18 protein-coding genes are annotated in these 22,361 nt (G+C 50.3%); 15 read left to right on the forward strand and 3 right to left on the reverse strand.

The window, feature by feature from the left end; all coding sequences use genetic code 11:
- Nucleotides 1-39: 39 nt before the first annotated feature.
- The gene (dnaA, locus tag JJE36_01990; protein MBK5211079.1) at nucleotides 40-1,410 is read right to left on the reverse strand and encodes a chromosomal replication initiator protein DnaA; all 1,371 of its coding nucleotides are present in this window, start codon (nucleotides 1,408-1,410) and stop codon (nucleotides 40-42) included.
- Between the two features lie 14 nt (nucleotides 1,411-1,424).
- Nucleotides 1,425-2,297, reverse strand: a complete 873-nt coding sequence (locus JJE36_01995; protein MBK5211080.1) for a hypothetical protein — start codon at nucleotides 2,295-2,297, stop codon at nucleotides 1,425-1,427.
- Between the two features lie 735 nt (nucleotides 2,298-3,032).
- Between JJE36_01995 and rpmH the strand changes: the two genes are divergently transcribed.
- The 10 genes from rpmH (at nucleotide 3,033) to JJE36_02045 (ending at nucleotide 14,806) form a co-directional block, all read left to right on the forward strand.
- The gene (gene rpmH / locus JJE36_02000; GenBank protein MBK5211081.1) at nucleotides 3,033-3,167 is read left to right on the forward strand and encodes a 50S ribosomal protein L34; all 135 of its coding nucleotides are present in this window, start codon (nucleotides 3,033-3,035) and stop codon (nucleotides 3,165-3,167) included.
- A gap of 23 nt (nucleotides 3,168-3,190) precedes the next feature.
- Nucleotides 3,191-3,529, forward strand: coding sequence for a ribonuclease P protein component (gene rnpA, locus JJE36_02005; GenBank protein ID MBK5211082.1), 339 nt, complete (start codon nucleotides 3,191-3,193; stop codon nucleotides 3,527-3,529).
- Nucleotides 3,526-3,774: a membrane protein insertion efficiency factor YidD gene (gene yidD, locus JJE36_02010; GenBank protein MBK5211083.1), complete on the forward strand. Its 249-nt coding sequence runs from the start codon at nucleotides 3,526-3,528 to the stop codon at nucleotides 3,772-3,774. Before rnpA ends, yidD begins: the two co-directional genes overlap by 4 nt.
- 22 nt (nucleotides 3,775-3,796) lie before the next feature.
- Nucleotides 3,797-4,618, forward strand: a complete 822-nt coding sequence (locus JJE36_02015) for a YidC/Oxa1 family membrane protein insertase (GenBank protein ID MBK5211084.1) — start codon at nucleotides 3,797-3,799, stop codon at nucleotides 4,616-4,618.
- A gap of 33 nt (nucleotides 4,619-4,651) precedes the next feature.
- Nucleotides 4,652-5,386 carry a Jag N-terminal domain-containing protein gene (locus tag JJE36_02020; protein MBK5211085.1) on the forward strand — a complete coding sequence of 245 codons (735 nt, stop codon included), beginning with the start codon at nucleotides 4,652-4,654 and terminating at the stop codon, nucleotides 5,384-5,386.
- A 227-nt stretch (nucleotides 5,387-5,613) separates the two neighbouring features.
- Complete coding sequence (locus tag JJE36_02025) at nucleotides 5,614-6,312, forward strand: 16S rRNA (guanine(527)-N(7))-methyltransferase RsmG (GenBank protein MBK5211086.1); 699 nt, start codon at nucleotides 5,614-5,616, stop codon at nucleotides 6,310-6,312.
- Nucleotides 6,313-6,359: 47 nt separating this feature from the next.
- Nucleotides 6,360-7,145: a ParA family protein gene (locus JJE36_02030; protein MBK5211087.1), complete on the forward strand. Its 786-nt coding sequence runs from the start codon at nucleotides 6,360-6,362 to the stop codon at nucleotides 7,143-7,145.
- Nucleotides 7,138-8,013: a ParB/RepB/Spo0J family partition protein gene (locus tag JJE36_02035; GenBank protein MBK5211088.1), complete on the forward strand. Its 876-nt coding sequence runs from the start codon at nucleotides 7,138-7,140 to the stop codon at nucleotides 8,011-8,013. Before JJE36_02030 ends, JJE36_02035 begins: the two co-directional genes overlap by 8 nt.
- A 106-nt stretch (nucleotides 8,014-8,119) precedes the next feature.
- Nucleotides 8,120-11,239, forward strand: a complete 3,120-nt coding sequence (locus JJE36_02040; protein MBK5211089.1) for a PD-(D/E)XK nuclease family protein — start codon at nucleotides 8,120-8,122, stop codon at nucleotides 11,237-11,239.
- A 12-nt stretch (nucleotides 11,240-11,251) separates the two neighbouring features.
- On the forward strand, nucleotides 11,252-14,806 hold the full coding sequence (locus tag JJE36_02045; protein ID MBK5211090.1) for a UvrD-helicase domain-containing protein: 3,555 nt from the start codon (nucleotides 11,252-11,254) through the stop codon (nucleotides 14,804-14,806).
- Here JJE36_02045 and rlmN read toward each other — a convergent pair.
- On the reverse strand, nucleotides 14,803-15,828 hold the full coding sequence (rlmN, locus tag JJE36_02050; protein MBK5211091.1) for a 23S rRNA (adenine(2503)-C(2))-methyltransferase RlmN: 1,026 nt from the start codon (nucleotides 15,826-15,828) through the stop codon (nucleotides 14,803-14,805). The genes JJE36_02045 and rlmN overlap by 4 nt on opposite strands.
- 213 nt (nucleotides 15,829-16,041) lie before the next feature.
- Here rlmN and JJE36_02055 point away from each other — a divergent pair, with 213 nt between their 5' ends.
- The 5 genes from JJE36_02055 to JJE36_02075 all read left to right on the forward strand — a co-directional run bounded on the left by JJE36_02055 (nucleotide 16,042) and on the right by JJE36_02075 (nucleotide 22,359).
- Complete coding sequence (locus tag JJE36_02055) at nucleotides 16,042-16,980, forward strand: D-alanine--D-alanine ligase (protein ID MBK5211092.1); 939 nt, start codon at nucleotides 16,042-16,044, stop codon at nucleotides 16,978-16,980.
- Between the two features lie 161 nt (nucleotides 16,981-17,141).
- Entirely contained in the window at nucleotides 17,142-18,470 is a 1,329-nt protein-coding gene (locus JJE36_02060; protein MBK5211093.1) for an HlyC/CorC family transporter, read from the forward strand.
- Nucleotides 18,451-21,246 (forward strand): UPF0182 family protein, encoded by a 2,796-nt coding sequence (locus JJE36_02065; GenBank protein MBK5211094.1) that lies wholly within the window; start codon nucleotides 18,451-18,453, stop codon nucleotides 21,244-21,246. The genes JJE36_02060 and JJE36_02065 overlap by 20 nt, the downstream gene beginning before the upstream one ends.
- Before the next feature lie 2 nt (nucleotides 21,247-21,248).
- The gene (locus tag JJE36_02070) at nucleotides 21,249-21,926 is read left to right on the forward strand and encodes a hypothetical protein (protein MBK5211095.1); all 678 of its coding nucleotides are present in this window, start codon (nucleotides 21,249-21,251) and stop codon (nucleotides 21,924-21,926) included.
- A 1-nt stretch (nucleotide 21,927) separates the two neighbouring features.
- Entirely contained in the window at nucleotides 21,928-22,359 is a 432-nt protein-coding gene (locus JJE36_02075; protein MBK5211096.1) for a hypothetical protein, read from the forward strand.
- Nucleotides 22,360-22,361: the final 2 nt, after the last annotated feature.

Below are 22,361 nucleotides of genomic sequence, written 5' to 3' on the forward strand. Positions count from 1 at the left end.
CAACCCTCAAGTTCAGTGATTGAAGGTTGTTTTTTGTCATTAGTGTTTGAGCTGATTTGTTAAATGCTCAACCTGTGTATAAACTCCCGGATCCGAGCTCATCAGTTTCTTGATTTTGCTTGTGGCATGCATTACTGTGGTGTGATCTTTTCCTCCGAACTCTTTTCCTATTCGGGGAAGTGAGTTGTCGGTTAGTTCTTGAGCCAGATACATGGCTACGTGACGAGGGAATACGATTGTCTGAGTTCTCTTATTTCCGATTAATTCATTATGGTTGATTCCGTAAAACTTACATACTTCGGATTGAATGGTGGCAATCTTGATTATCTTATTGGCCGGAGCTTTGAAATATCCATCGGTGACCTTTTTTACCAATTCAAGATCGACATACTCATTTCGCGTTAGTTCCGCAAAAGCGATAACACGTGTGATGGCCCCTTCCATTTCGCGGATGTTGCCGGAGGTTTTTTCTGCGATATACGTGATGGCTTCTTTATCAACCGGGATACGCTGATTTTCAATGAATTGCTGAAGAATTGCATAGCGGACCTCAAAAGTGGGGGGTTGAATATCCGCCTGGAGGCCTTGCGCGAATCGACTTACCATCCGCTCATCCATATTTATTTCTCCGGCAGCACGATCGGAAGCGATGACGATTTGCTTCCCGTTGTCTTTCAACTGATTGAAGGTATGGAAAAACTGTTCGATGCACCCTTCTTTTCCGACCATGAATTGAATATCGTCGATAAGAAGAACGTCGACATGTCGATATACATTGTGAAATGAGTTTACGTTCTTTTCACGGATAGCTCGGGTGAAGTCGTTGAAGAATTCTTCAGAAGTTGCATAGATGACTTTCTTCTTGGGAAAAACCTCATTGACATAATTTCCTATTGCATGGAGGAGGTGTGTTTTGCCTAGTCCTGCGCCTCCCCAAATAAACAACGGGTTGTATTTTAGCCCAGGCTGTTCGGCGACCACGAGAGATGCGTCGCGAGCAAATGAGTTCGTGCTACCGGCGATGAACGAATCAAAAGTGTATTTTGTATCGAATGTTCCCTTTTCGAGTTTCTTTTCTTTAGGAATTTCAGCGGAGATAATTTTATTAACTTCGGGAGCATGACTTATGAGTTGTTCCTCGACGAGATGTTCGTCGACGACAACCTCCACAGAGAGATCTCTATTTGAGATTTGGGTTACGACTTCAGTGAGGAGGTCGATGTAATTTCTCTCGAGCCAATGTTTGTTGAATTTATTGGGAGCGGCGATGGTGAAAATGTCGTTGCTTAGTTTTTGCGGCATGAGTCTGCTGAAGGAATTATAAAACTTCGTCGTTCCGATTTCTTGTTTGATGATTTCAATCGCAGATGCCCAGAGCTCGTCTTTGTCTGCTATCACTTGATCTTCCATTGGTTCCCCCCTTTTCAAATTTTCAGTTTCAAATAGTTATAACCATCTTGGGCTATAGCCCGTTTCCCCTTTTGGCGGGGTTCAATCAGACCGCACTTTTCTAAGAAAATGAGGTCGCGGTAGGCAGTGGAAAGTGCGATACCGAGAAGTTCTGAAATCGTGCTCGGTCCGACCTCTTCAAGATCTGCCGTAACCACGAGAACTTCGCGTTGGCGTTCTGTGAGATAGGGCGCGGAATCAAATTTTTCGAAAGCGGCGTTTTGCAAATTTGATTCGCTTGATGATTGGCACTCTCTCTTATCGACAGCCTTTACGGGTAATTTTATTGTGAGCACCGTTCCCCCACCGATATTATCTTCAAGGGCGAGGGTCCCGTTATTTTCACCCAGATAGGTTCGCAGGATGCTGAACCCTGAACCGACCCCTCTGATATATTTTTTATGATATTGGGTGGCGCTGCTGAAACCCGGGCGTTTTGCGACATTTTTGTCATCTATGCCCGGTCCGTGATCCGATAAAATGACAGTCCTTCCCTCATCACAAATAGTAATGGTTACATCTTTAAAGGCGGCGTGTATCAAATTGCCGGTTGCCTCGACGATGATCTCCGCGGGCACATCGGTGTCAAACGACAGGAGCTGATCATGGATTGCGGAGGTAATCGAATCAATGAACGAGGTGACGTCTCCGGTATAAGAGATGACGATACTTTCCAGGTGATATTCGTGCGCATGGTAAATTACGATTGTGGCGTTCGTATCACCGTTTATATTGGTACGTGCGCGAAGAGAAAAATCGGTTTCATGGTTTTCGTAGAGGCTCAACGGAACAGAATACCCGGAGGGAGCGACCTCTGAATTATTCGGTTGTTGGGCGATAGATTCCATATCAAGCTTTCCACAACAGGAGTAGTAATTAACTTTATCAACAGGGCTGTACCTGTATTTTTAACGGTGTAGCAATGGCATATTCATACGTCTGACCTGCGGTTTTCCTGAAACGAACCGATGTTCGCCGCTGACCACCTGTGTGTTTCTTAGTTTTCCACAAGGAGTGGAAAACTGTGGGTAACTTCAGAACGAAATATCTTTTTCAACCTTCAAGTTCGCAGGTAAAAGTTGGTGTATCCAATTCGCAGGTTTTTTTACCGTGAAAACCTTCGTCCTCCGTCCCTGTCATTTGCACTGGGAGAACGCATCGATCAAAAAGATTTTCCGCAGGGCATGCGAAGAAATAACGCTATTTCCAATTGTCAAGCAGAGTATAACGATGCATTGTGTTGTAGGTAGGTTTCGGCTAAGTAGCAAATGCGCCTACAGCGTTGTGAGCCCCTATATTAGCAGTATTGAAAGGAGGTATTTTTTTGCGGAAAAGTTATCCACAGCTTTGTTGTGCTTGCCACAAGGTCTTTCCACAGTTTCCACAGATTTTCAGTGAATATTTTAAAAGATATAACAATACCGCCGACCTGCGAAAACAATGTTTTTATTGAATTCTTTCCAAAGAATATCGGGATTATTTTTCTCATTTGATATCTGCGAAAATAATTGACTTATCCCCTGCCCTCGTCTATACTTTTCTCCTTGCGTCTGTTATTGCAGACACATCGATAAGGAGGAACCGTGAAGAGAACTTACCAGCCTAACAACAGGCACCGCGCTAAAACACATGGCTTTCGTGCACGTATGTCCACTCCCGGTGGGCGTGCCGTTCTAGCTGCTCGTCGTCGTAAGGGCCGTCACAGCCTTTGTGTGTAATGTGACAGTTTGGGCGCTTTATCATGAGTGCTAAACATATAATAAAGTCTTCTGAAGAAATCAGTCGTGTCCTTAAAGAGGGAAAGCGTTACAACCACTTTTTGTGCACCATTTATATACTGAAGACACCTGAGTATCGCGACCCTAGTGGCCGCGTTGCTTATATTGCAGGTAAAAAGCTCGGAAATGCCGTATGGAGAAACCGTTCGAAGAGAGTAATGCGTGCCGCCGTACGGGTTGCCGAGGCGGTTATTCCCGGGTATGACATACTGGTAGTTGCAAAAAAGGCAACGGAAAGGGCTGGATCGGCAGTAGTCGCACAGGCTATTGCCTCAATAGTCGCCAGCAAACTGATAAAATGAATAAAGAAAGAGTTTCAACGTTTATAGCCTCCCTACCGCGCCGCTTGCTCGTCTTATTGATACGGGGATATCAGCAGGTTATCTCTCCCCTCTCCCCTCCTTCCTGCAGATTCGCACCCAGCTGTTCCGCATATGCGGTTACGGCTTTACAGCGTTACGGAGTCATGAAAGGCGGGTGGCTCGCATTCAAGCGAATCTTGCGCTGTAATCCGTGGAATCCCGGTGGGTATGATCCAGTACCTTAACCTCAATTAAAAGGAGAATATCGTGTGGAATGCCTTTAAGGAAATATTGCTTCAGGTCCTGGTATGGATAAATACATTTGCCGGTGACTGGGGACTAACGATAATTATTTTCACTGTTCTAATTAGATTGCTCTTGTGGCCGCTAACGGCGAAGCAAGTAAAATCAACTTATGAAATGCAGAAGGTAGCCCCGGAGATAAAGCGCATCCAAGAGAAGTATAAGGATGACAAAGAAAAGCAGCAAGAAGAACTCAAGAAGTTCTACTCGGAAAATAAGGTGAACCCGTTTGCTTCTTGCCTGCCCATGATTTTGCAGATGCCTTTCTTCTGGGCATTGTACCAAGTGCTCGGGCCTGTTTCCAAGAAGGCCCTTACAAGCACAGGCTCCGCCGTATTGGCAAAGATCAATCTTTCAGCCTACCTCACACAGGAACATCAGGTCGGGCATTTTTTCGGAATCATTTACAATATAGCGTTGACACCTGCGGGAATATTTAAGAGCGGGCATTTTGTGACCCTCATCCCCTATGTTCTTCTCGTAGTACTTTTCGGTTTGAGCATCTGGCTGCCGCAGGCGCTCATGCCCGGAGAAAAATCGCAAAAAATGATCGGTCTCTACATGGCCGTGTTCATGTTATTCATTGGTTGGAGTTCACCTGCCGGTGTGCTTCTCTACTGGGACGTTTCATCAATTCTCGGTATAGCCCAACAGCAACTCACTCAGAACGCCGTCAAGAAAGCGCTCGGTGATGAAGAGGGGCTTGTCGAAGAAGCGATGGAGCTTGCCGACGGAGAAGTTCCCAAAAAGAAAAAGGCGCCCAAAGGAAATAAGAAGAACAAATAGTCCATTATTTGTAGCGATTGAGGAGAAAGACAAATGGCAGCAGAGTATACAGCGGAAGCAGCAACTGTTGAAGAAGCTCTTGACTTCGCTCTTGAGCAACTCGGTGTCCAACAAGATGCAGTCGATTACGAGATAATCGAAGAGGCATCAAAGAAGCATTTCGGTTTCGGAGCGGATAGACTGGCGAAAGTTCGCGTCGTGGTGAAAGAGAGCTTTTCCGTTTCCGGGGATGCCGGCGAGACTTCCGAAGCGGTACATTCATCTCAAATTGACAACAAGATAGATAGTGAAGATCTCTCCGATGAGCAAATTGATGAAATTGCAGATTCTGCTATCGCAGTCGTTCGCAAGATTGCCGCTTACTGTGGGGCGGAAGGATTTGAGATCAACGAATACGAAGGTGAAGACGGTGAGATTGTTCTCGACCTCGTCGGCGAAAATCTCGCATTCCTCATCGGTCGCCATGGTCGAACTGTTGATGCCTTGCAAACTGCTACCTCTGCTATTGTGACGAAAGAAATCGGGATTCGCTACCCCATCACTGTAGATGTCGAAGGTTACAAACATCGTAGAAAACAGAAGGTAATTGAAATTGCGCAGCATGCTGCGGAGCGCGCCAAGCGCACGGGGTATCCGGTGGACCTCCGTCCGATGAGTCCGCAAGAGCGCCGCATAGTACACATCGCTATTCGGGAGCTTGTTGGAGTCGAGAGTTCCAGTAGTGGAATCGGTGACGAGCGCCATGTCGTGGTTAAGACCATCAGCTAAGTCGTTTCAATCTACACTCTTTAGGAAAGCTCCCTCACAGGAGCTTTCTTTATGCCAAAAATCGGTGAATCAACAAGAATTGGCAAAAGTCCTTCAGGCACGAATAAAGGATTGACTTTCATTATGTATGTTAAGTACTATTTACTTCGGTGTAAATCTGAGAATATGTTTCACGTGAAACATATTCTCGAAATCAAAATATGTTTCACGTGAAACATCGGAGCATAATGAGCTTTACTCAGTACCTACCCAAAGACTTTCCCATAACCGAGGATCAGATTGCTCTTCTCGATCGACATCTCGCGTATGTGCTACAAGCAAATGAAAAGGTTCGACTGACGGCTATAAAGTCACAGGAGGATGGAGAACGCTTGCATGTCGCCGATTCGCTTTATGGGCTTCCCGAGGTGCTAGATGCACCTCCCGGCATGTTACTTGACATGGGAACCGGTGGTGGATATCCGGGGATTCCCCTCGGACTCCTTTCAGGAAGAAAGACTGTATTATTAGATGCGGTCAGCAAGAAGTGCAGGATGCTTGATCTATATTTAGAAAGCGAGCCGGCGCTTCATGGCCATTCAACTTCAGACCTGAGGGCTGAAGAACTGGCCATGTGTGAGGGTAAACGATATTCAGCAGTGACTGCAAGAGCCCTTTCTGCACTCCCCTCTCTCGTCGAACTGGCAAGCCCGCTGTTGAGTCGTGGCGGGCGATTTGTCGCCTATAAAGGTGCGCTGTGTGAAGAAGAGCTCGTTTCCGGCGACTCGGTTGCGGCGTACACGGGTATGAGACGGATATCGGTAAGGCGGTATGTCCTTCCCGACGGGAATGAACGGCGTGCTATTGTAGTCTATGAGAAGTTCGCCGATTCAAAGACAAAACTTCCTCGACGTCCCGGTATGGCGCAAAGGAGACCTTTTGCTTAATAGATTTCGATATATGCATAATGGAGCAGGTATGAAGGGAGAATTCGTTGGATGAAGAAGGCAATAACTCAAAGCGGCATGTTTTTGCCGTTGTCAACCAAAAAGGTGGAGTCGGTAAGAGCACAACGGCAGTCAATTTAGCTGCTGCGCTTGGTGAACTCGGTCAAAAGGTGCTTCTCATCGATCTCGATCCGCAAGGGAATGCTACTTCGGGATTCGGTCTTTCTAAGAATCGTAGAGGAAAATGCGTTTATAATGCGCTTCTCGAAGAAACAACACTCGAAGAGATTGCAGAGATAACCGACAGCCCGGGAGTCACCGTCGTGCCGTCAACCATTCAACTAGCGGGGGCAGAAGTCGAATTGGTAAACGCAATGAGTCGTGAAATGAGACTGCGGCGCCTCATAGAGCCTATACGCGACCAATATGATTATGTGCTCATCGACTGTGCCCCATCTCTGGGCTTGCTCACAATCAACGCTTTGACCGCTGCTGATGGATTGATAATTCCTATCCAGTGCGAGTTTTATGCGCTAGAAGGTCTGTCAAAACTTTTGGATAGTGTCAGGCTCGTCAATACGCATCTCAACGCCGAGCTCCGCGTGTTCGGGGTAGTTATGACGATGTATTCTTCGCGCATGAGACTTGCGAATCAAGTCGTTGCAGAAGTGCGGGCGTATTTTGACGATGAAGTGTTTAAGACATTAATTCCTCGCACAGTTCGGCTTTCCGAAGCACCTGGCTTCGGGTTGCCGATAACAGAATATGATACAACCGGTAAAGGTGCTCTTGCCTATCGCAACCTAGCAAAGGAAGTGGTTTCTCGTGGCTAATAAAGGTGGGCTCGGAAAAGGGCTCGGTGCAATTTTCACCGCAACATCTCAAGAATCATCGCTTGGAGCGCAAGACATCAATGAGTTGCCGATAAATAAAATCGAACCCAATCCGGACCAACCGAGAACCGATATCGATGAAGAGGCGATTGCGGAGTTGAGCGCCTCCGTTGCGCAGCATGGGGTTTTGATGCCTATTATGGTACGACCTATCGGGGACAAGTACCAAATTATCGCCGGTGAGCGTCGCTGGAGAGCGGCACGGCTCGCAGGTCTTGAAAAGGTTCCTGTTGTAATCCGTAATTCGGGGGACGCGGAGACACTTGAAATAGCTTTGATTGAAAATCTCCAGCGAGAAGATCTCAATGCCATTGAAGCTGCTTATGGGTATAAGCGCCTCATTGAGAAGCATAGCCTTACGCAAAGCGAGTTGGCAGAGAGAGTGTCAAAGTCACGATCGGCGGTTACAAATACCTTAAGGCTTATCGATTTGCCTGAAGAAGTGCAGGCGTTGCTTTATGAAGGTAAACTAACTGCCGGACATGCTCGGGCGGTACTTTCGCTTCCCGGGGATGATGCGCGTGTCAAACTGGCCAATAAAATCGTAGAGAATAACCTTTCGGTCCGCGATGCCGAGAATATGGCTCGCCTTTATGAGGGAGGAGCCCTGCCCAAATCCGCTCGACTCGTTGCTCCTAAGTCATATAAGACTGTTGCGCGTAAGCTTCGCCGTCTATTGGATGCGAAAGTGCGTGTGAAGCAGACGAAAGATAAGAACAAAATTGAGATTGAGTTCGAAGATGAGGCCGACCTCATGAGAATCTTCGATACGCTCAGCGGAATAAATTCTACTTATTCGGAAGAATAGTTTAGAAGCGACGATGCGCGACTTGACGGGCCGTCCATCTATGGTGGTCCGTCTTTGTGTCCGACTGTCAAGGTATGATACCGACTGTCACAAATAAGGAGCTGACATGAGTTTACATATCATTACAGGCGCAGACGGAACAGGCAAGTTGGACATGCTGCTGAATATGTTGTCTCACCTCAAAGAGCAGAAATTTCAGGAGACGAACATTTTATGCCCGCAAATAGCCGCCGCCGATGTGCTTGGTCGGAAACTATCCCGTGTCGGAATTGCCGACATCGGTGTAATCGATATCAATCGTTGGATTACCAAGCTATGGGAACAAAAGGGTGGCAATCGGGCGCTGATCGAACCTGAGCAGCGAAACGATATCCTTTTTCAAGCGGCGAGTTCTTTCGTCGATGAAAAAGGAGATGCGGAGCGCCATTCCTATCTGCTTTCCCGAGGAGTTCACGATATTCTCAACGATATCGTCGTGCATATAGGCGCTGCATCGAACATATCCGAGACATCTTTGCTCGTCCGCGAAAATGCAGGAGAGGATATTTTCTCCGTATGGAAGCGTTATGCAAAAGATTTGGATGTGATGAATCTTGTAGAAAGAGTAGACGCACTCGCGGAAATGGTCGTCCTTGGGAAGTCCGACGCTATCGATACGATTATAGGTGTCTACGGTTTTACCGGTTTTGATCCGGCACAGCTATCGTTCCTTTCAGCCCTTGCAAGAAATAACGAGGTGGTGGTTTCACTTCTGTACGACGAAGAAGTCTCCGGGACAGAGCAAATTTTCGGTCTGTACCGATATTTCAAAGGGATACTGCAAGAAACCGGCGGTACGGAAATTTACCTGCCCCTGCCGGACGGCTCGGTCCGCACGCCGGCTTCGTTCGCGGATAGAATGTTTGGGAATTCTGCGACACGGGAAACGAGAGGTTACGTTGAAAGTGGGGCGCTGTCGTTTGGTTTCGCGCAGGGAAAAGCTGCCGAAATCTCCTTGATCGTCAAAACCTGCAAAGAGGCACTTGAGTCGTATGAACCGAATGAAATAGCTATTATATTTAGAGGATTCAAAAGAAATAGCTATAAAATAATAGAGGAACTCGAACGATACGGAATCGCCTATAGCGTGGATATAACCATTCCTTTAAGAGCGACTCCTTTGGGTGCGGCCTTTTTCTCACTGGTACAGATGGCTCCGGAGCTTGCAACTTATACCGAGAAGAAACGCGTTTCCATTATTGAGTCCAAGCAAAAATATGGCGAATTTCTCAGGAGCTCATTTTCGGGTTGGAATGATGAGATTTATTTTGCCGCAGATGAGAACTTCAGGTCGCAGGAAAAATATATTTCCTCTTATGAGACGGTTTATGAGGCACTTTCCTCCTCAACGGGACGGTATTCGAATAAAGTGGTGTCGAGTTTGAAAATTGCGGTTCGAACGATGCGTCTCGATGACTGGAAGACCGTACTCGATGCGATGTTGTCCAGCTCGTTGGAGGAAGAGCGACTTTCGAAGTTTTGGCATATGCAAAATACGGCGGCACACCACAACATGATAGAAGCATTGTCACAAGCCGTTCAAAGGGTGGCCTCCGCTGAAAATATAATAGATTTCGCTGCGTTTTTTGAACTTATATATCGTGGAACCGTCAATTTGACGGAGCAAAAGAGTGCTACGGGGGGAGTTCTCGTTTCGGATTCTTCGCGAGTTCGGGGGAGAGAACCGAAAGTCGTCATTATCGGAGGTCTTTCCCGAGAAGAATATCGGAACGCCCATTGCGAAACGCCCTCCGAAAGGATCGTGAATGCACAAATCGACGGCCTGACGGGGGAGAGACCTGATAGCGCGCGCCGCGCACGCTTGCAAGAAGAACTCTTCGCTTATGAGGTGTTGGCGAGTGCTCAGGAAGCTGTGTATCTGTGCATTCAGCCCGAAGATGAGCATGGAGAGGCGGTCGCGACCTCCTTGCTCGTCGATGATGTTTTCAGTGACCAAGAATGTTTCAATTCGAATCAGTTGTTCACCGAAGAGTTTTATCGAGCGGACATCTTCCAAAAACAACGCTTCTCTGCGTATTTAAAAAATGCAGGTGATCCGGACTCGATAGATGTCGGCTTCGGGTTCGGACAGCGAAAGCGGCCCGATGAGCGGCTTACGCTTGCTCCTCCCTTTATTCCCGACAGGGGAGTCAGCGTGCTCGATCTCTACGGGGACGAGGAAAGGCTCGGCGGTGCAAGCGAGCGGGAATTCAGTCCGAGCGGGATCGAACTATTCGCCAAGTGTCCGTATGGATGGTTCGTGGATAGATATTGTCCGAGCGGTTCTTTAGACGAGGGCATGGACGCAAAAGCTGCCGGTATCGCCATTCATGCGATTCTGGAAGATTTTTATACAACATGGACTGCGCCGAAGAGCGCGGGGGGCAAAGGACAACGGCGGGTTGTTCGAGAAAATCTTGATGGTGCACTGGCGCATCTCCACGAAAGGTTCAAGATTCATCCGCCGAGAATCGCCAGGCTTGATATTTTGAAATGTGCGAACTGGACGGTCGAACAGGTGCGTTGGTATTGGGGATTGCTCAAAAAAGCAGAACATCGAATCAGAAAAGATGCCGATTTGTTGTGCGGAGCAGCGGATGAGACTTTTTATCCGTACCGGTTCGAATATAAATTCGGCTCTTTGTCGCATGGAGATGATTCCGACGTGTCGCCGATATGCAAGGCGCATGTCGGTATCGTTCCCATACACGGCCTTGTCGATAGGATAGATATCGATGCCGAAGGGCGACGCTATGTCGTCCTGGATTATAAAGGCGGCATCTCGACAAAAGAGGGGCTTGAGATTTTAAAGAGTGTAAAAATTCAAATACTGCTTTATCTGATTGCCGCACAGGATGTGTTGCAAGGTGAGGAAGACATGACAAACGATGTCAACCCGGCGGGAGCCGCCTATATTTCATACTCCAAGAGTGTCGGCGACAGGGGAATCTTCAAAAATGTGTCCGCGGACACCGTCGGCCTCAAAGAAACGAATATTGTTTCCGCGGAGGAATTCGACAGAGTGCTGTTCGATGCGACCGCTCTTGCAGAGTTGGCGGCTCGAAATATCTCTGAGGGGCGGGTGCCGATCGTTCGTGGCTCCTCGCTTAATGCAGTGGAACTGGCCGCGGCGGAGATGCCTTGTGAATATTGCGGATATGTCGGTTGTCCGGCAAAAAGAAATTAGGGTGGAGCAGAAATGGCACAGGCTATTCGAAAAGAAGCAGGCGGAATCGAACCGGGAGAACTGAACGCCGGGCAACGTGAGGTGTTTGAAGGCATAGGCTGCTCTCTTGTGGTGAATGCGGGCGCCGGAACTGGAAAAACTAAGACCTTGACCTCGGCGTATGTCGGGGCCCTGTTGTCGATGGAGCTCGATGGCAACCCGCTGAGCTCGGAAAACATTGTCGCCATCACGTACACGAAGGCTGCCGCTGAGGAGCTACGCACCCGGACCGTTCGCATGCTACAGGCAAAGGAGCGGCAGGATCTGGTGGCTCAGATGGATGATGCGTGGGTGTCGACGATCCATGCGTTCTGCACGCGTATTTTGCGCGAGGAAAATATCGCCGTGGCGAAAATGTTCGGTATCGATCCGAGTTTTTCGGTGCTCGAACCTGAAGACTCGTCTGAAATGCTATCGGAAGCCATACGAGAAACGCTTGAAAAGGACAAAGCTTCGCAGGGGCTGTATTCCGCCCTGACCGAGAGGCAGGCCCCCGATACGGTTTTTAGTAATATTCGGTCCCTCTTATACGATGCGAAAATGTATGGGATCGAACTTTCCGACGATGTGCGCGAGCGACCGGAAATTTTGTCGCAGATGCCGTTCGGAGCGGCGATAGACGAGTATTTCGGACAGTTCTTGAGTCTCGCCGAGTGTGCGGATGAGCTCTACACGATGAATAAAAGAGCTTTGTCGAGTCTCGATTTCAATGATTTGATCTATTATGTCGAACGGCTTTTTAAAGATGACGCCGCAATTCGGGAAAAGTACAAAAAACAGTTCGCCATCCTTCTCATCGACGAGTTCCAGGATACGAATTTTTTGCAGTATAAGATCTTCAAACACATAAGCGAGGAAAATCTCACGCGGGTCGGTGACAAAAACCAGAGCATCTACGGCTTCCAGGGAGCGGAAGTGAGAGTTTTCGAGAGCGCCCTTCGAGAGGACGGTGTGACCGAAGTACGTTTGGGCGATAATTATCGTTCGCACGGGGATATTTTGCAGATGATCAATGCAATGTTTTCCGCCGACTACTTGTTCGGAAATGATTTCGTCAGGCTTTCCGCGGGAAAAAGCGAACCTTTCGAAAGGCATGAGCCCTCTTCGGAGCACAAACGGCTCAAAGTGCATGGGTTTGCCGGTAGCAAACCACCGCAGATAATCGAACAGCAGGCGCAATGGATTGCAAAGGAGTTCGAGCGTCTGAACAAAGAGGGCTATTCCTACGGAGAAATGGTGGTTTTACTTCCGACGCGAAATAAAGGAAAAACCTTTCAGCATGCGTTCGAGGCACACGGGATAGATGCCGTCGTGGTCGGCGGCGACGACCTCTTCACCGAGACGTATATGCAAGAGTTGATTCTGACGCTGGCTTTTCTCGATAACCCCCTCGATGACGCGCTGTTCACGAAGGTGGCCCTTTCGATTTTCGGGCGCATTCCCGATGAAGAGCTCGTTGCAATCACGCGTCAAGCCAAAGCCGCAGAGCCTCGAGGGAGAGCGTGGGAATCCGCAGTTCGGTTCGTCGGAGATGCGCCCGAATCGCAAACGGCCTTTTTCGTGTGCGCCATGCAGGATGCATTGGCGGCGATTCGCACCCAAAGTCCGGCTAATGTTGCTCGATTTCTCATAACTGCGACCGGTGTGGATACCTTGCTCCTCAACGGGGAGGAGCTCGAAGGTCGTGAAGAGTCTTTCCGCCAAGTGTATGCGAACTACGGGCAGGTCATCGCCCATATGGAGCGCCTGAACGAGGAGGGGAAAGGCTACCGACGCATAGTGGGGGATCTCATGCGCGGGTTGCAAGCGGGAAGTGGTTATAAAGCGAAAGTGGGGCAGGTGTCGACCAAGGCGAAGCTCGGACAAGGACGATCCGGAGATGATGTCGTCCAAATCATGACCATCCATGGTGCGAAAGGCCTTCAGTACCCCGTGGTCGCAGTGCCCCTCTTCGCGAACGGCTCCAGAGGGGAAGACGGTATCATTCACGCCGTCGACGTCGAGACCGAGCCTTTCACCATGAAGCTTGCATTCAACTATCCGCTGAACGAGGCCGAAAATGAACAGTTCAATATGTTTTACGAGCTTGCAAAGACAGTGCGAAAGGCCGAGATAGAGAAAGTCAAAGCAGATAATAAAGCCTCGAGGGGCTCGGGCGGTGCACAAGAGGTGCCGAAAAGTCTTGCAATGAATCAGTTCGGGTACGTATCAAAGAAGATTCAGATCGGGAACGACGTGCGTGCGCATAAGAAAGCACGCGATGAAGCCGAGCGGCTTCGCTTGCTCTACGTGGCGCTTACGCGTGCCGAAGACAGACTGCTGGTGAGCTATTCGTGCCCGAAGAAAGAAACCAGCAACGAGGAGCTCAGTCAAAAAGGTGACGTGAATTCGAAAGCAACGGCACGCCTGCGAGAACTTCTCGAAGAAGAGAGTCTGTGCGATATAGTGTCTTTTTTCGATGCTCAACAAGCAGATGCGCAGGTCGATTACAAAGATGCCGATCGAGAAGATGTGTGCGCAGGGGAAGATGAGGCGCAGGAGGTGCCGAAGGATTTTCCGCTCGGGACCGACTACGCGAAGAATTTCGAGCGGCAGTATACCTTTTCCGAAACCGGCACTCCCAAGACCCTCACTCCCGAGACGGGCGGAGAGCCCGGCGTTCGTGCGCGCTATGCACCGAACCCGAGTCAGCCACAGCGTTCCATACTCCAATTCAGTGCCTCGAATATCGATAAGTTCATGAAGTGCCCTCGGCAATATTGGCTGGGGGATGTATTACGGGTCGGATTGCCGGCCGTGGCGCAAGAATCGATGCCTGCGACCAGGGCGACTAAGGGGACGGCCATGCACGCCGTACTCGAACTGGCGGCGCGCGACTTAACCATCCGAAAGGGAAAAGAAACGAACGGGCCGTTCCCGGTCTCCGAGTTGCTCGGTGAAAAGATCAAAAGTATATATCGATTGGACGATGAAACAGTTCACGAAGTTTTACAGGCGGCCGAGAAGGTATTGGCTTCCAGCTGGTGGAAGATGCTCGGCGATGCGCAGGAAGTGCAGCCTGAATCGCAGTTTTACACACAGCTTGAAGATGCGCAGCGTAACGAGTTCTTTCTTCAAGGGTTCATGGATGTGTACGCGGTTCTCAAAGATGGAACCGCGCTGGTGATCGACTATAAATCGGGGGTTTCTAAAGGTAGTCCGGAAAAGTACAAAATCCAAATGGAGTGCTACGCATGCGCGGCGCTGAGCAGAAAAGATATCGACACCGTCGAGGTCGCTTTCCTCAAACCCGAGATGTCGGACCCCGAGGATCAAGAGAAATTCATCGCCATCACGCAGACATACACCCACAGAAATATGAGCGCCCTGGAATCGAGTCTCGTTCAGGCGAAACGCGGCATGGAGTCCGTCGAAGAAAACATCGAAGAAGGGTATCTGAAAAAGCATGTATCGAGCAGCGTATGCAGCGTATGCTCGTATGCCGGTCCCCTTTGCCCCTACGGATTGAAGTTTAAGAGGAGAGGCTAGGCTTTGCGGTAAGTGTTGGCGAGCTGTCCGCACGCCGCCGCGATGTCGCCACCGCGCTCCATGCGAACCGTCGCCGTGACGTGGGCCTCCTCGAAAGCGCGTGCGATTCCTGTAATACGTGTACGCGAGGGCGGTTTGGCCTCTCCGTTTGTTATGGGATTTATCGGAATCAAGTTTACGTGGGCTCCGATCCGCTTTGCAAATCGAATTATTTCGGAGACTTCTTTATCCTCGGTCTGCGGGCCGTCGATGAGAGCATATTCGAGACTCGGGCGTCGGCCACTTTCCAGGTAGTAGTTTTCCAGAGCCAGAAAAAGTTTGTCGAGCGTTTGCGTGGCGAGACCGGGCATAAGCAAATCACGTGTGCCTTGAATCGCCGAATGCAGTGAAACGGCGAGCGTGAATTGTTCCGGTTCCTGTGCAAAACGGTCGATACCTTCCACGAGGCCGCTTGTCGACACGGTGATATGTCGAGCGCCTATATTCATCCCCTGCTCGCTGTTGAGTATGCGCAAACCGCTTAATACCGCATCGTAGTTTGCGAAAGGCTCCCCTTGTCCCATGACGACGACGTTGCTTACACGACGATTGAAATCTTGTTCCACGAGACGAACTTGCTCGGCTATTTCGCCCGGGAGGAGATTGCGGCGAAAGCCCGCCTGTCCGGTTGCGCAAAAAGTACAGCCGAAAGTACACCCGGCCTGCGAAGAGAGGCAGACGGTGAGGCGGTCTTTCGTCGGTAGACCGACAGCTTCGACGATTTCACCGTCATCGAATTCGATGAGATATTTTCTCGTTCCATCGGTGGAAGTTTGGCACTCGATGATGTTCGCCCGTTGCAAGGGGGCGACGAGTGCGAGTTTCGTTCTCAAATCTTCGCTGAAGTTCGTCATTTCTTCGTACGAGTCTACAGGGTTGGCGTAAAGCCATTCCGTAAGTTGTTTCGCCCGGAACTTCGGCTGACCGAGCGCTTTGAAAAGCGCGGGATATTCATCGAGGCTGTAAGCGAAAATTCGGCGCACGGCAAAATCGGAGGGTATGCTTATCGGGGGAACGTAACGAGTCACGTGAAAGTCCTTTTCTCAGTGGCATAAACAGTTTGCGGATAGTATCATTTAGAGATTGGAACCCGTCGAAAAGTATCGGCATGAAGACAGATGTGTTCGCGAGCTACTCCATTATAGGTTATGGATATGACGAGCGTGTGGAGGGGATTGGAGTAGCCGATGCAAGAGATGCGAAGTTTGAAAGTGGCCGTACTCAAAGGTGGCGTTTCCGCCGAGCGTGAGGTCTCGTTGCGCTCGGGGGAAAAGATAGCCGCATCTCTCCGCTCGGCAGGATGCATTGTCGTCGAATACGACACGAAAGAGCTTTCATTCATTGAGAAACTTCTGAACGACCGACCCGATGTCATCTATATTGCTTTGCACGGTCGGCATGGTGAAGACGGCACGATGCAAGGATTATGCGAGCTTCTGCACATACCCTATGTCGGCAGCGGTGTTTTAGCGAGCTCCTTGGCAATCGACAAGGTGATGAGCAAGCGCTTTTACGTACAGGCGGGGATCCCGACCCCCCGATATTTGGTTGCGGAGAATACGAAACAGTTCGATATCGCTGCGTTTGTCGCTCGGGTGGCCGCCGAGCTCGGAGGAAAAACGGTCGTGAAACCGACCAACGAGGGCTCATCGATCGGGATGAGCATCGTACATGCGCTCGACGAGTTACCGCACGCGCTTGAATATGCGTTCGAGTACGACTCGACGGTGTTGGTCGAGCAGTTCATCGAAGGTACCGAGGTGACGGTCGGCGTCTTAGGCAATGAGTGCCCTCGCGCGCTTCCCACCATCGAAGTGGTCGCAAAAAATGAATTCTATGATTACGCGGCAAAATATGAAGCGGGAATGTCACAACATATAATACCGGCTCGTGTGGGTGCCGAGGCGAACAAGCTTTGCTCCGATTTGGCCGAACAGACCCATTCGGTGCTTGGTTGTCGAAGCATTTCTCGCAGCGACTTCATCGTCGATGCCGACGGGGGAGTGTGGCTCCTGGAGACGAATACACTTCCGGGGATGACCGATGCTTCATTGGTTCCCGATGCGGCCAAGCGCGCGGGCATTGATTTTTCCGAACTGTGCGTGATGCTCGTTTCGTTGGCGCTTGAAAAATAATTGCTGTCGCTGGTGTGTGTGCCTCGGCGAACTGCCGACCACGGTGTCCTATGTTGGCGGTATTATTGCTATAGTAAGCGTGCGCGCGCGGTGCCGCGTGACTGGCCGGAACCGGCGATGCGCATATTTTGAACGATTTATTTCTACGACAGGAACACTACATGAACAGCGTGAAAGAAATCATTTTCGTCGTTGTGCTGATTTTGGTCAACGGATACTTCGCCGCAGCTGAAATCGCGCTCATCAGCGCAAAAAAGTCAGCGTTATTGCGAAGCGCCGACGAGGGGTCGAAGGGTGCAAAGACCGCCCTGAAGCTCAGCGAAGACCAAACGCGCATGCTTTCGACGGTACAGGTTGCCATCACGTTGGTGGGCATGCTGGCCTCGGCTACCGCTGCCGTGACGTTGGCCGCCCCGCTCCAGCGATGGCTTGAAAAAGTGGGTATCGGAGCGCTTTCAACGGTCGCTTCGGGGCTGTCGGTATTCATCGTCACCCTTATCATAAGCTACTTCACGCTGGTCATCGGAGAGCTGGTACCTAAGCGCATCGGTATCAGAAAAGCCGATTCGGTAGCCATAGCCGTTGCGGGCCCGGTGGCATTTCTCGCAGTCGTCGCCGCTCCGGTCGTGTGGCTCCTCACAAAATCGACGAACCTCCTTTCAAATTTCATCGGTTTACACGAGGACGAAAACGACGAAGCCAACGAAGAGGAAATAAAACTTCTCATCAATCAGCAAAGTTCGTTGCTCGATGAAGAGAAGCAGATGATAAATGAGATTTTTGAACTCGGGGATACGGTTGTTCGCGAAATCATGGTTCCTCGCGTCGATATGACTTTCATCGAGGATACGAGCTCGGTAATCGAGAGCCTTCGGGCCCTGCAATCGAAGGGCTATTCCCGTGTTCCGGTATTTCACGAGGGCCACGATAAAATCATCGGCATCGCCATGTTGAAAGATATCGTCATTCCCGTCAGTGAAGGCAAGGGGGATGCTCCGGTCACCGACTATATGCGCGTGCCGTCATTCGTACCCGAAACAAAAGGAATCCTGCCGTTGTTGACCGATATGCAGACGACGAGAAATCAAATGGCGGTTGTCGTCGATGAGTACGGGGGTACTGCCGGAATCGTGACGATTGAGGATATCGTCGAGGAAGTCGTCGGTGAAATTTCCGATGAGTTCGATCGCGATAAGGCGGACGTGAGCGAATTGCGCACTGACGAGTGGGTCGTCAACGGGACGCTTCCCGTAGAAGATGCGGAGGGGCTCGGATTTCCTGTTCAGGAGTCGGACGAGTATGATACTATCGCAGGCTGGATGTTAGAAAAGTTCGGCCACATTCCACATGTGGGAGAAGAAATCGAGCAAGACGACTTTACCTTTACCGTGCACAGTATGCGTAAGCGGCGCATCGCCCGCATCAGAATAAACGGTCTGGCGCATAAGGATTATCGGCTAGGAGACGAACTTGACGAAGGAAAAGAATAAGAAGCGGCTCGAGCAACTTGCCAAGATAGTCGTGGCTCTCATTATCATTGTTGCACTGGTCGTGGGCGCTGCGAGAATATGGACCGATTATCTTTGGTATGAAAGCGTGGGCCAAATCGCAATTTATTGGACACGCCTTTGGTCGCAAGGCACGATTTTCACCGTGACGTTCGTTCTCACATTCGGTCTTTTGGTCACCACGATGTTCTCCGCTTTAAAGCGTTCGCTCGGGTGGCATAGGCAAATGTCCGAAGTTTCGAGTATTCCCGCAGACAAGACGTTTCAAGGTGCGCGCAATGTCCGCAAAGATTTTCGGGTATCGGTAGATGAACTCAGCGATAAGATAAAGCCCTATTTCAAAATAATCATTTATATAATCGCTCTGGCTTTCGCCGTAAGCATCGCCGCCAAGATAAGCGCAAGCTGGGAGACTTTCCACCTGGCTTTGACCAAAATGAGTTTCGGCATCAAAGACCCGCAGTTCGGTATAGATGTCGGTTTCTATGTGTTCAAGTTACCGGCTATCAGTTTGCTTCTCGGGTGGGCGAGAGGCGCTCTCATCCTCATGTTCGTTTTGACAGGCTTCGTTTATGTTTTGACCGGAGCCGTCCGTCCCTGGGAGGAACATCAAAAAATAGCCCCGAATGCCAAAGAACACCTGTCGGTGCTGCTTGCACTGTTCATGGTTTTCGAGGCGTTTCGCAACATCCAAAAGATTTTGAAGTTGAATCTGTCCTCGCGCGGACAAGTGGTCGGTCTTTCCTACACCGATGTCCATGCGCAATTTCCCGCGCTCATCGTCATGGTCGGGGTGTGCCTCATCCTTGTAGTATTTTTCTTACTGAACATCAAGAGGCGCGACTGGAAGTTGCCGGTGCTCAGTGTCATGATTTGGGTTACCGCCACGATTGTGCTCACGGTGGTTTTCCCCTTCGCCGTGCAAAAACTCATCGTGTCCCCGAATGAGGAGGCACTTGAGGCTCCCTATATCCAACGCAACATCACCATGACGCGTAAGGCATATGCGCTGACCGATATATCTTCGAAGACCTATGCCGCCACCGATACGCTGACGCAGGCGGCGGTGGATGCGGATGCCGACACCGTCGACAACATCAAGCTGTGGACATCAACGCTTGCCGCCATGAGCTACGAGCAATTGCAGGCGATACGACCTTATTACAGTTTGAACGATGTCGACACTGACCGCTATGTGATAAACGGGCGCTTACGACAGGTGCTCATATCGCCTCGTGAAATGGATGTGACCAAGCTCGCCTCCACCGCGAAGACGTGGGTGAACCAGCATCTCGTCTATACGCACGGATATGGCAGCGTCATGAATATCGGGAGCGAGTCCGATTCGCGCGGCATGCCGAAGTTCATCTTGGGGGACATTCCTCCCACGGCAAGTGTGGAGGCGACGAATTCGCCCGCGCTCACGGTTTCACAACCGAGCATCTATTATGGCGAGGTCGACAGTAACTATGTCGTCGTAAATACCGGTATCAAGGAGTTCGACTACCCGCAAGGCGAAGAAAATGCCACCACTCTGTATTCTGCGAATACCGGTGCCGAGGTCGGCAACATCTTCAGTCGCACCGCATGGGCGATCCGTCTCGGTTCCGCGCAGATGCTCTTTTCAAATTATGTCAAATCTGACAGCAAGGTGCTCATTCACCGGAATGTGGTGGATCGCATCAACGCCCTCGCTCCGTGGCTCCAACTGGACAGTGATGTCTATTCGACGATAGTGAACGGGCGCATCGTCTGGGTCGCAGACGGCTATACGACGTCGAATATGTATCCCTATTCGCAATCGTTGCCGAAGAGCAAAACCAACTACATGCGCGATGCAGTTAAAATAACGGTCGATGCTTATACGGGAGAGACGAAGTTCTACATTTTCGACAAAACCGATCCCATCATCAAGGCGTGGAGCGAAATCTATCCGAGCCTCTTCAAGAGTGCAGACGAAATGCCTTCCGCACTCAAAGCCCATTTGCGTTATCCCGCCGATTTGTTCACGGCTCAGGCTCAGATATATATGACATATCACATGACCGATGTAAACGTGTTCTATAACAAAGAAGACCAATGGCAGATTCCGAGTGCGGCAAATGGGAAAACGCTCGCTCCCACCTACGTTCTCATCAAATTGCCCGGCTCGAGCAAAGCCCAGTTCTCTATGATCCAGCCGTATACGCCACGTAGCAGAGAGAACATGATCGGTTGGATGGCGGTTTCGTGCGAGCCGGAATCGTACGGAAAAAGGACCGTGTTCCTCTTTCCGAAAGAGAGAGTCATTCTCGGTCCGACCCAGATAACGGCTCGCATCAATCAAGATCCGGTCATTTCACCGCAGTTCTCTTTGTGGAATCAAGCCGGGAGTCAAGTAATTCTCGGTGATATGGCGATCGTCCCGATGCAAGATTCTATCGTCTACGTCGTGCCGGTTTTCTTGCAGGCGGCCAAGACGGCGATTCCCGAATTGGCTTCCGTCGTCGTGGTCTATGATGACAGCGTCGCCATGGGCAAGGACTTTAAGACTGCGCTTGCGGCAACCATGAAGGCCGACTCCTCGTCTGGCGGGGCCTCGACGTCTGCGACGCCCGGTAGTCTCTCGAAAGATACGGAAAACCAATTGGCTGCCCAAGCTGCGAAACTTTACGAGGAGGCCGCTGCCGCCCAAAAAGCCGGTGAATGGTCGCTTTACGGTGTGAAGACCGAGGCATTGGGCAAAGTTATCGCGCAGATGACGAAAAGCGCGAAATAGAAATGCCCGGCGAATATTCGCGTAAAGGCGCAGCCGCTCTTTTTGTCGTCGCTTCGACGGTTTTGCTGCTGATCGGGCTTGCAAGTCCGATTCTCTGCCACGCGGGTACGGTTTCTGTTTCTCGGACGGAAGAGGTGCCTTTGTCTCTCGGGCTTTCCGACGATTCCGTCGTAAACCTTCACCGGGCGGTACCTTCGGAGGACCGGTTCAATCTCGATTCCGTCGCCACCATAGCGTCTAAGCAAAGCGATGTTGCCGTAATCGAAGAACTCACGGTGCTGACGAGCGAAAAAGAATTCACTGTCGGAAAACAGGAGGCGGAACGAATTTCTTTCGGTGTCTCATCGGGGAAAACGGACAACTCCTCGGAACGAAAAGCTGCGACGAGCGATTCGACGGTCGGTTGGATTTATTCGGAAGTGTCGTGGTACGGACCGCGTTTTTATGGGAACAGAACCGCTGATGGAACGATTCTTACGAGAAGCAGCGTTCTCGTCGCGAGCCGCACTTTACCTTTCGGCACCAAGGTGGAAATCGTGTATAACGGTAAGTCGGTCATCGCCGAGGTCCATGATCGAGGTCCTTATGTCGTGGGGAGAGATTTAGACATCGGGCCGGGTGCCGCCAAGATTCTCGGTTTCAGCGGTGTGCATGTCGTCAAATACCGGCTCGTTCCGTAAAATGAGTAATTTATTCGACATAGATCTCGTCGAGTGGAGGCAGCTTTCGGACGGTCGCCGAGTGGCTCTTTTGAAACTGTCCTTTGCCCCAGATGCCCTGCAGCGCACAGACACATTACCCGGTTTTTCAAAGCGTCTGCTGTCGTTTCTACCGCAGTTGCGCATTCATGCGTGCCATAACGACGCGCACAAATCTTTTTCCATGGAGCTCGAAAACACCGAGGTGGCACACGTTTTCGAACATGTGGTCGTCGAACTGGTAGCGCAACTCGGGAGGCACCCGCGTTCGGAAATAAGAGGGAAAACGGCGTGGAATTTCGCCGTTGACGGGCAAGGCGTTTATCGCGTGAGAATTCGAGGATTCGACTCGCGTGGAGAGGCTCGGGAGATAGCTTGTCGCGCTCGTGGACTTTTGCAAGAAGTCATGTGTTGATT

This window comes from Coriobacteriia bacterium, from assembly GCA_016649875.1.
Classification (GTDB): domain Bacteria; phylum Actinomycetota; class Coriobacteriia; order WRKU01; family JAENWW01; genus JAENWW01.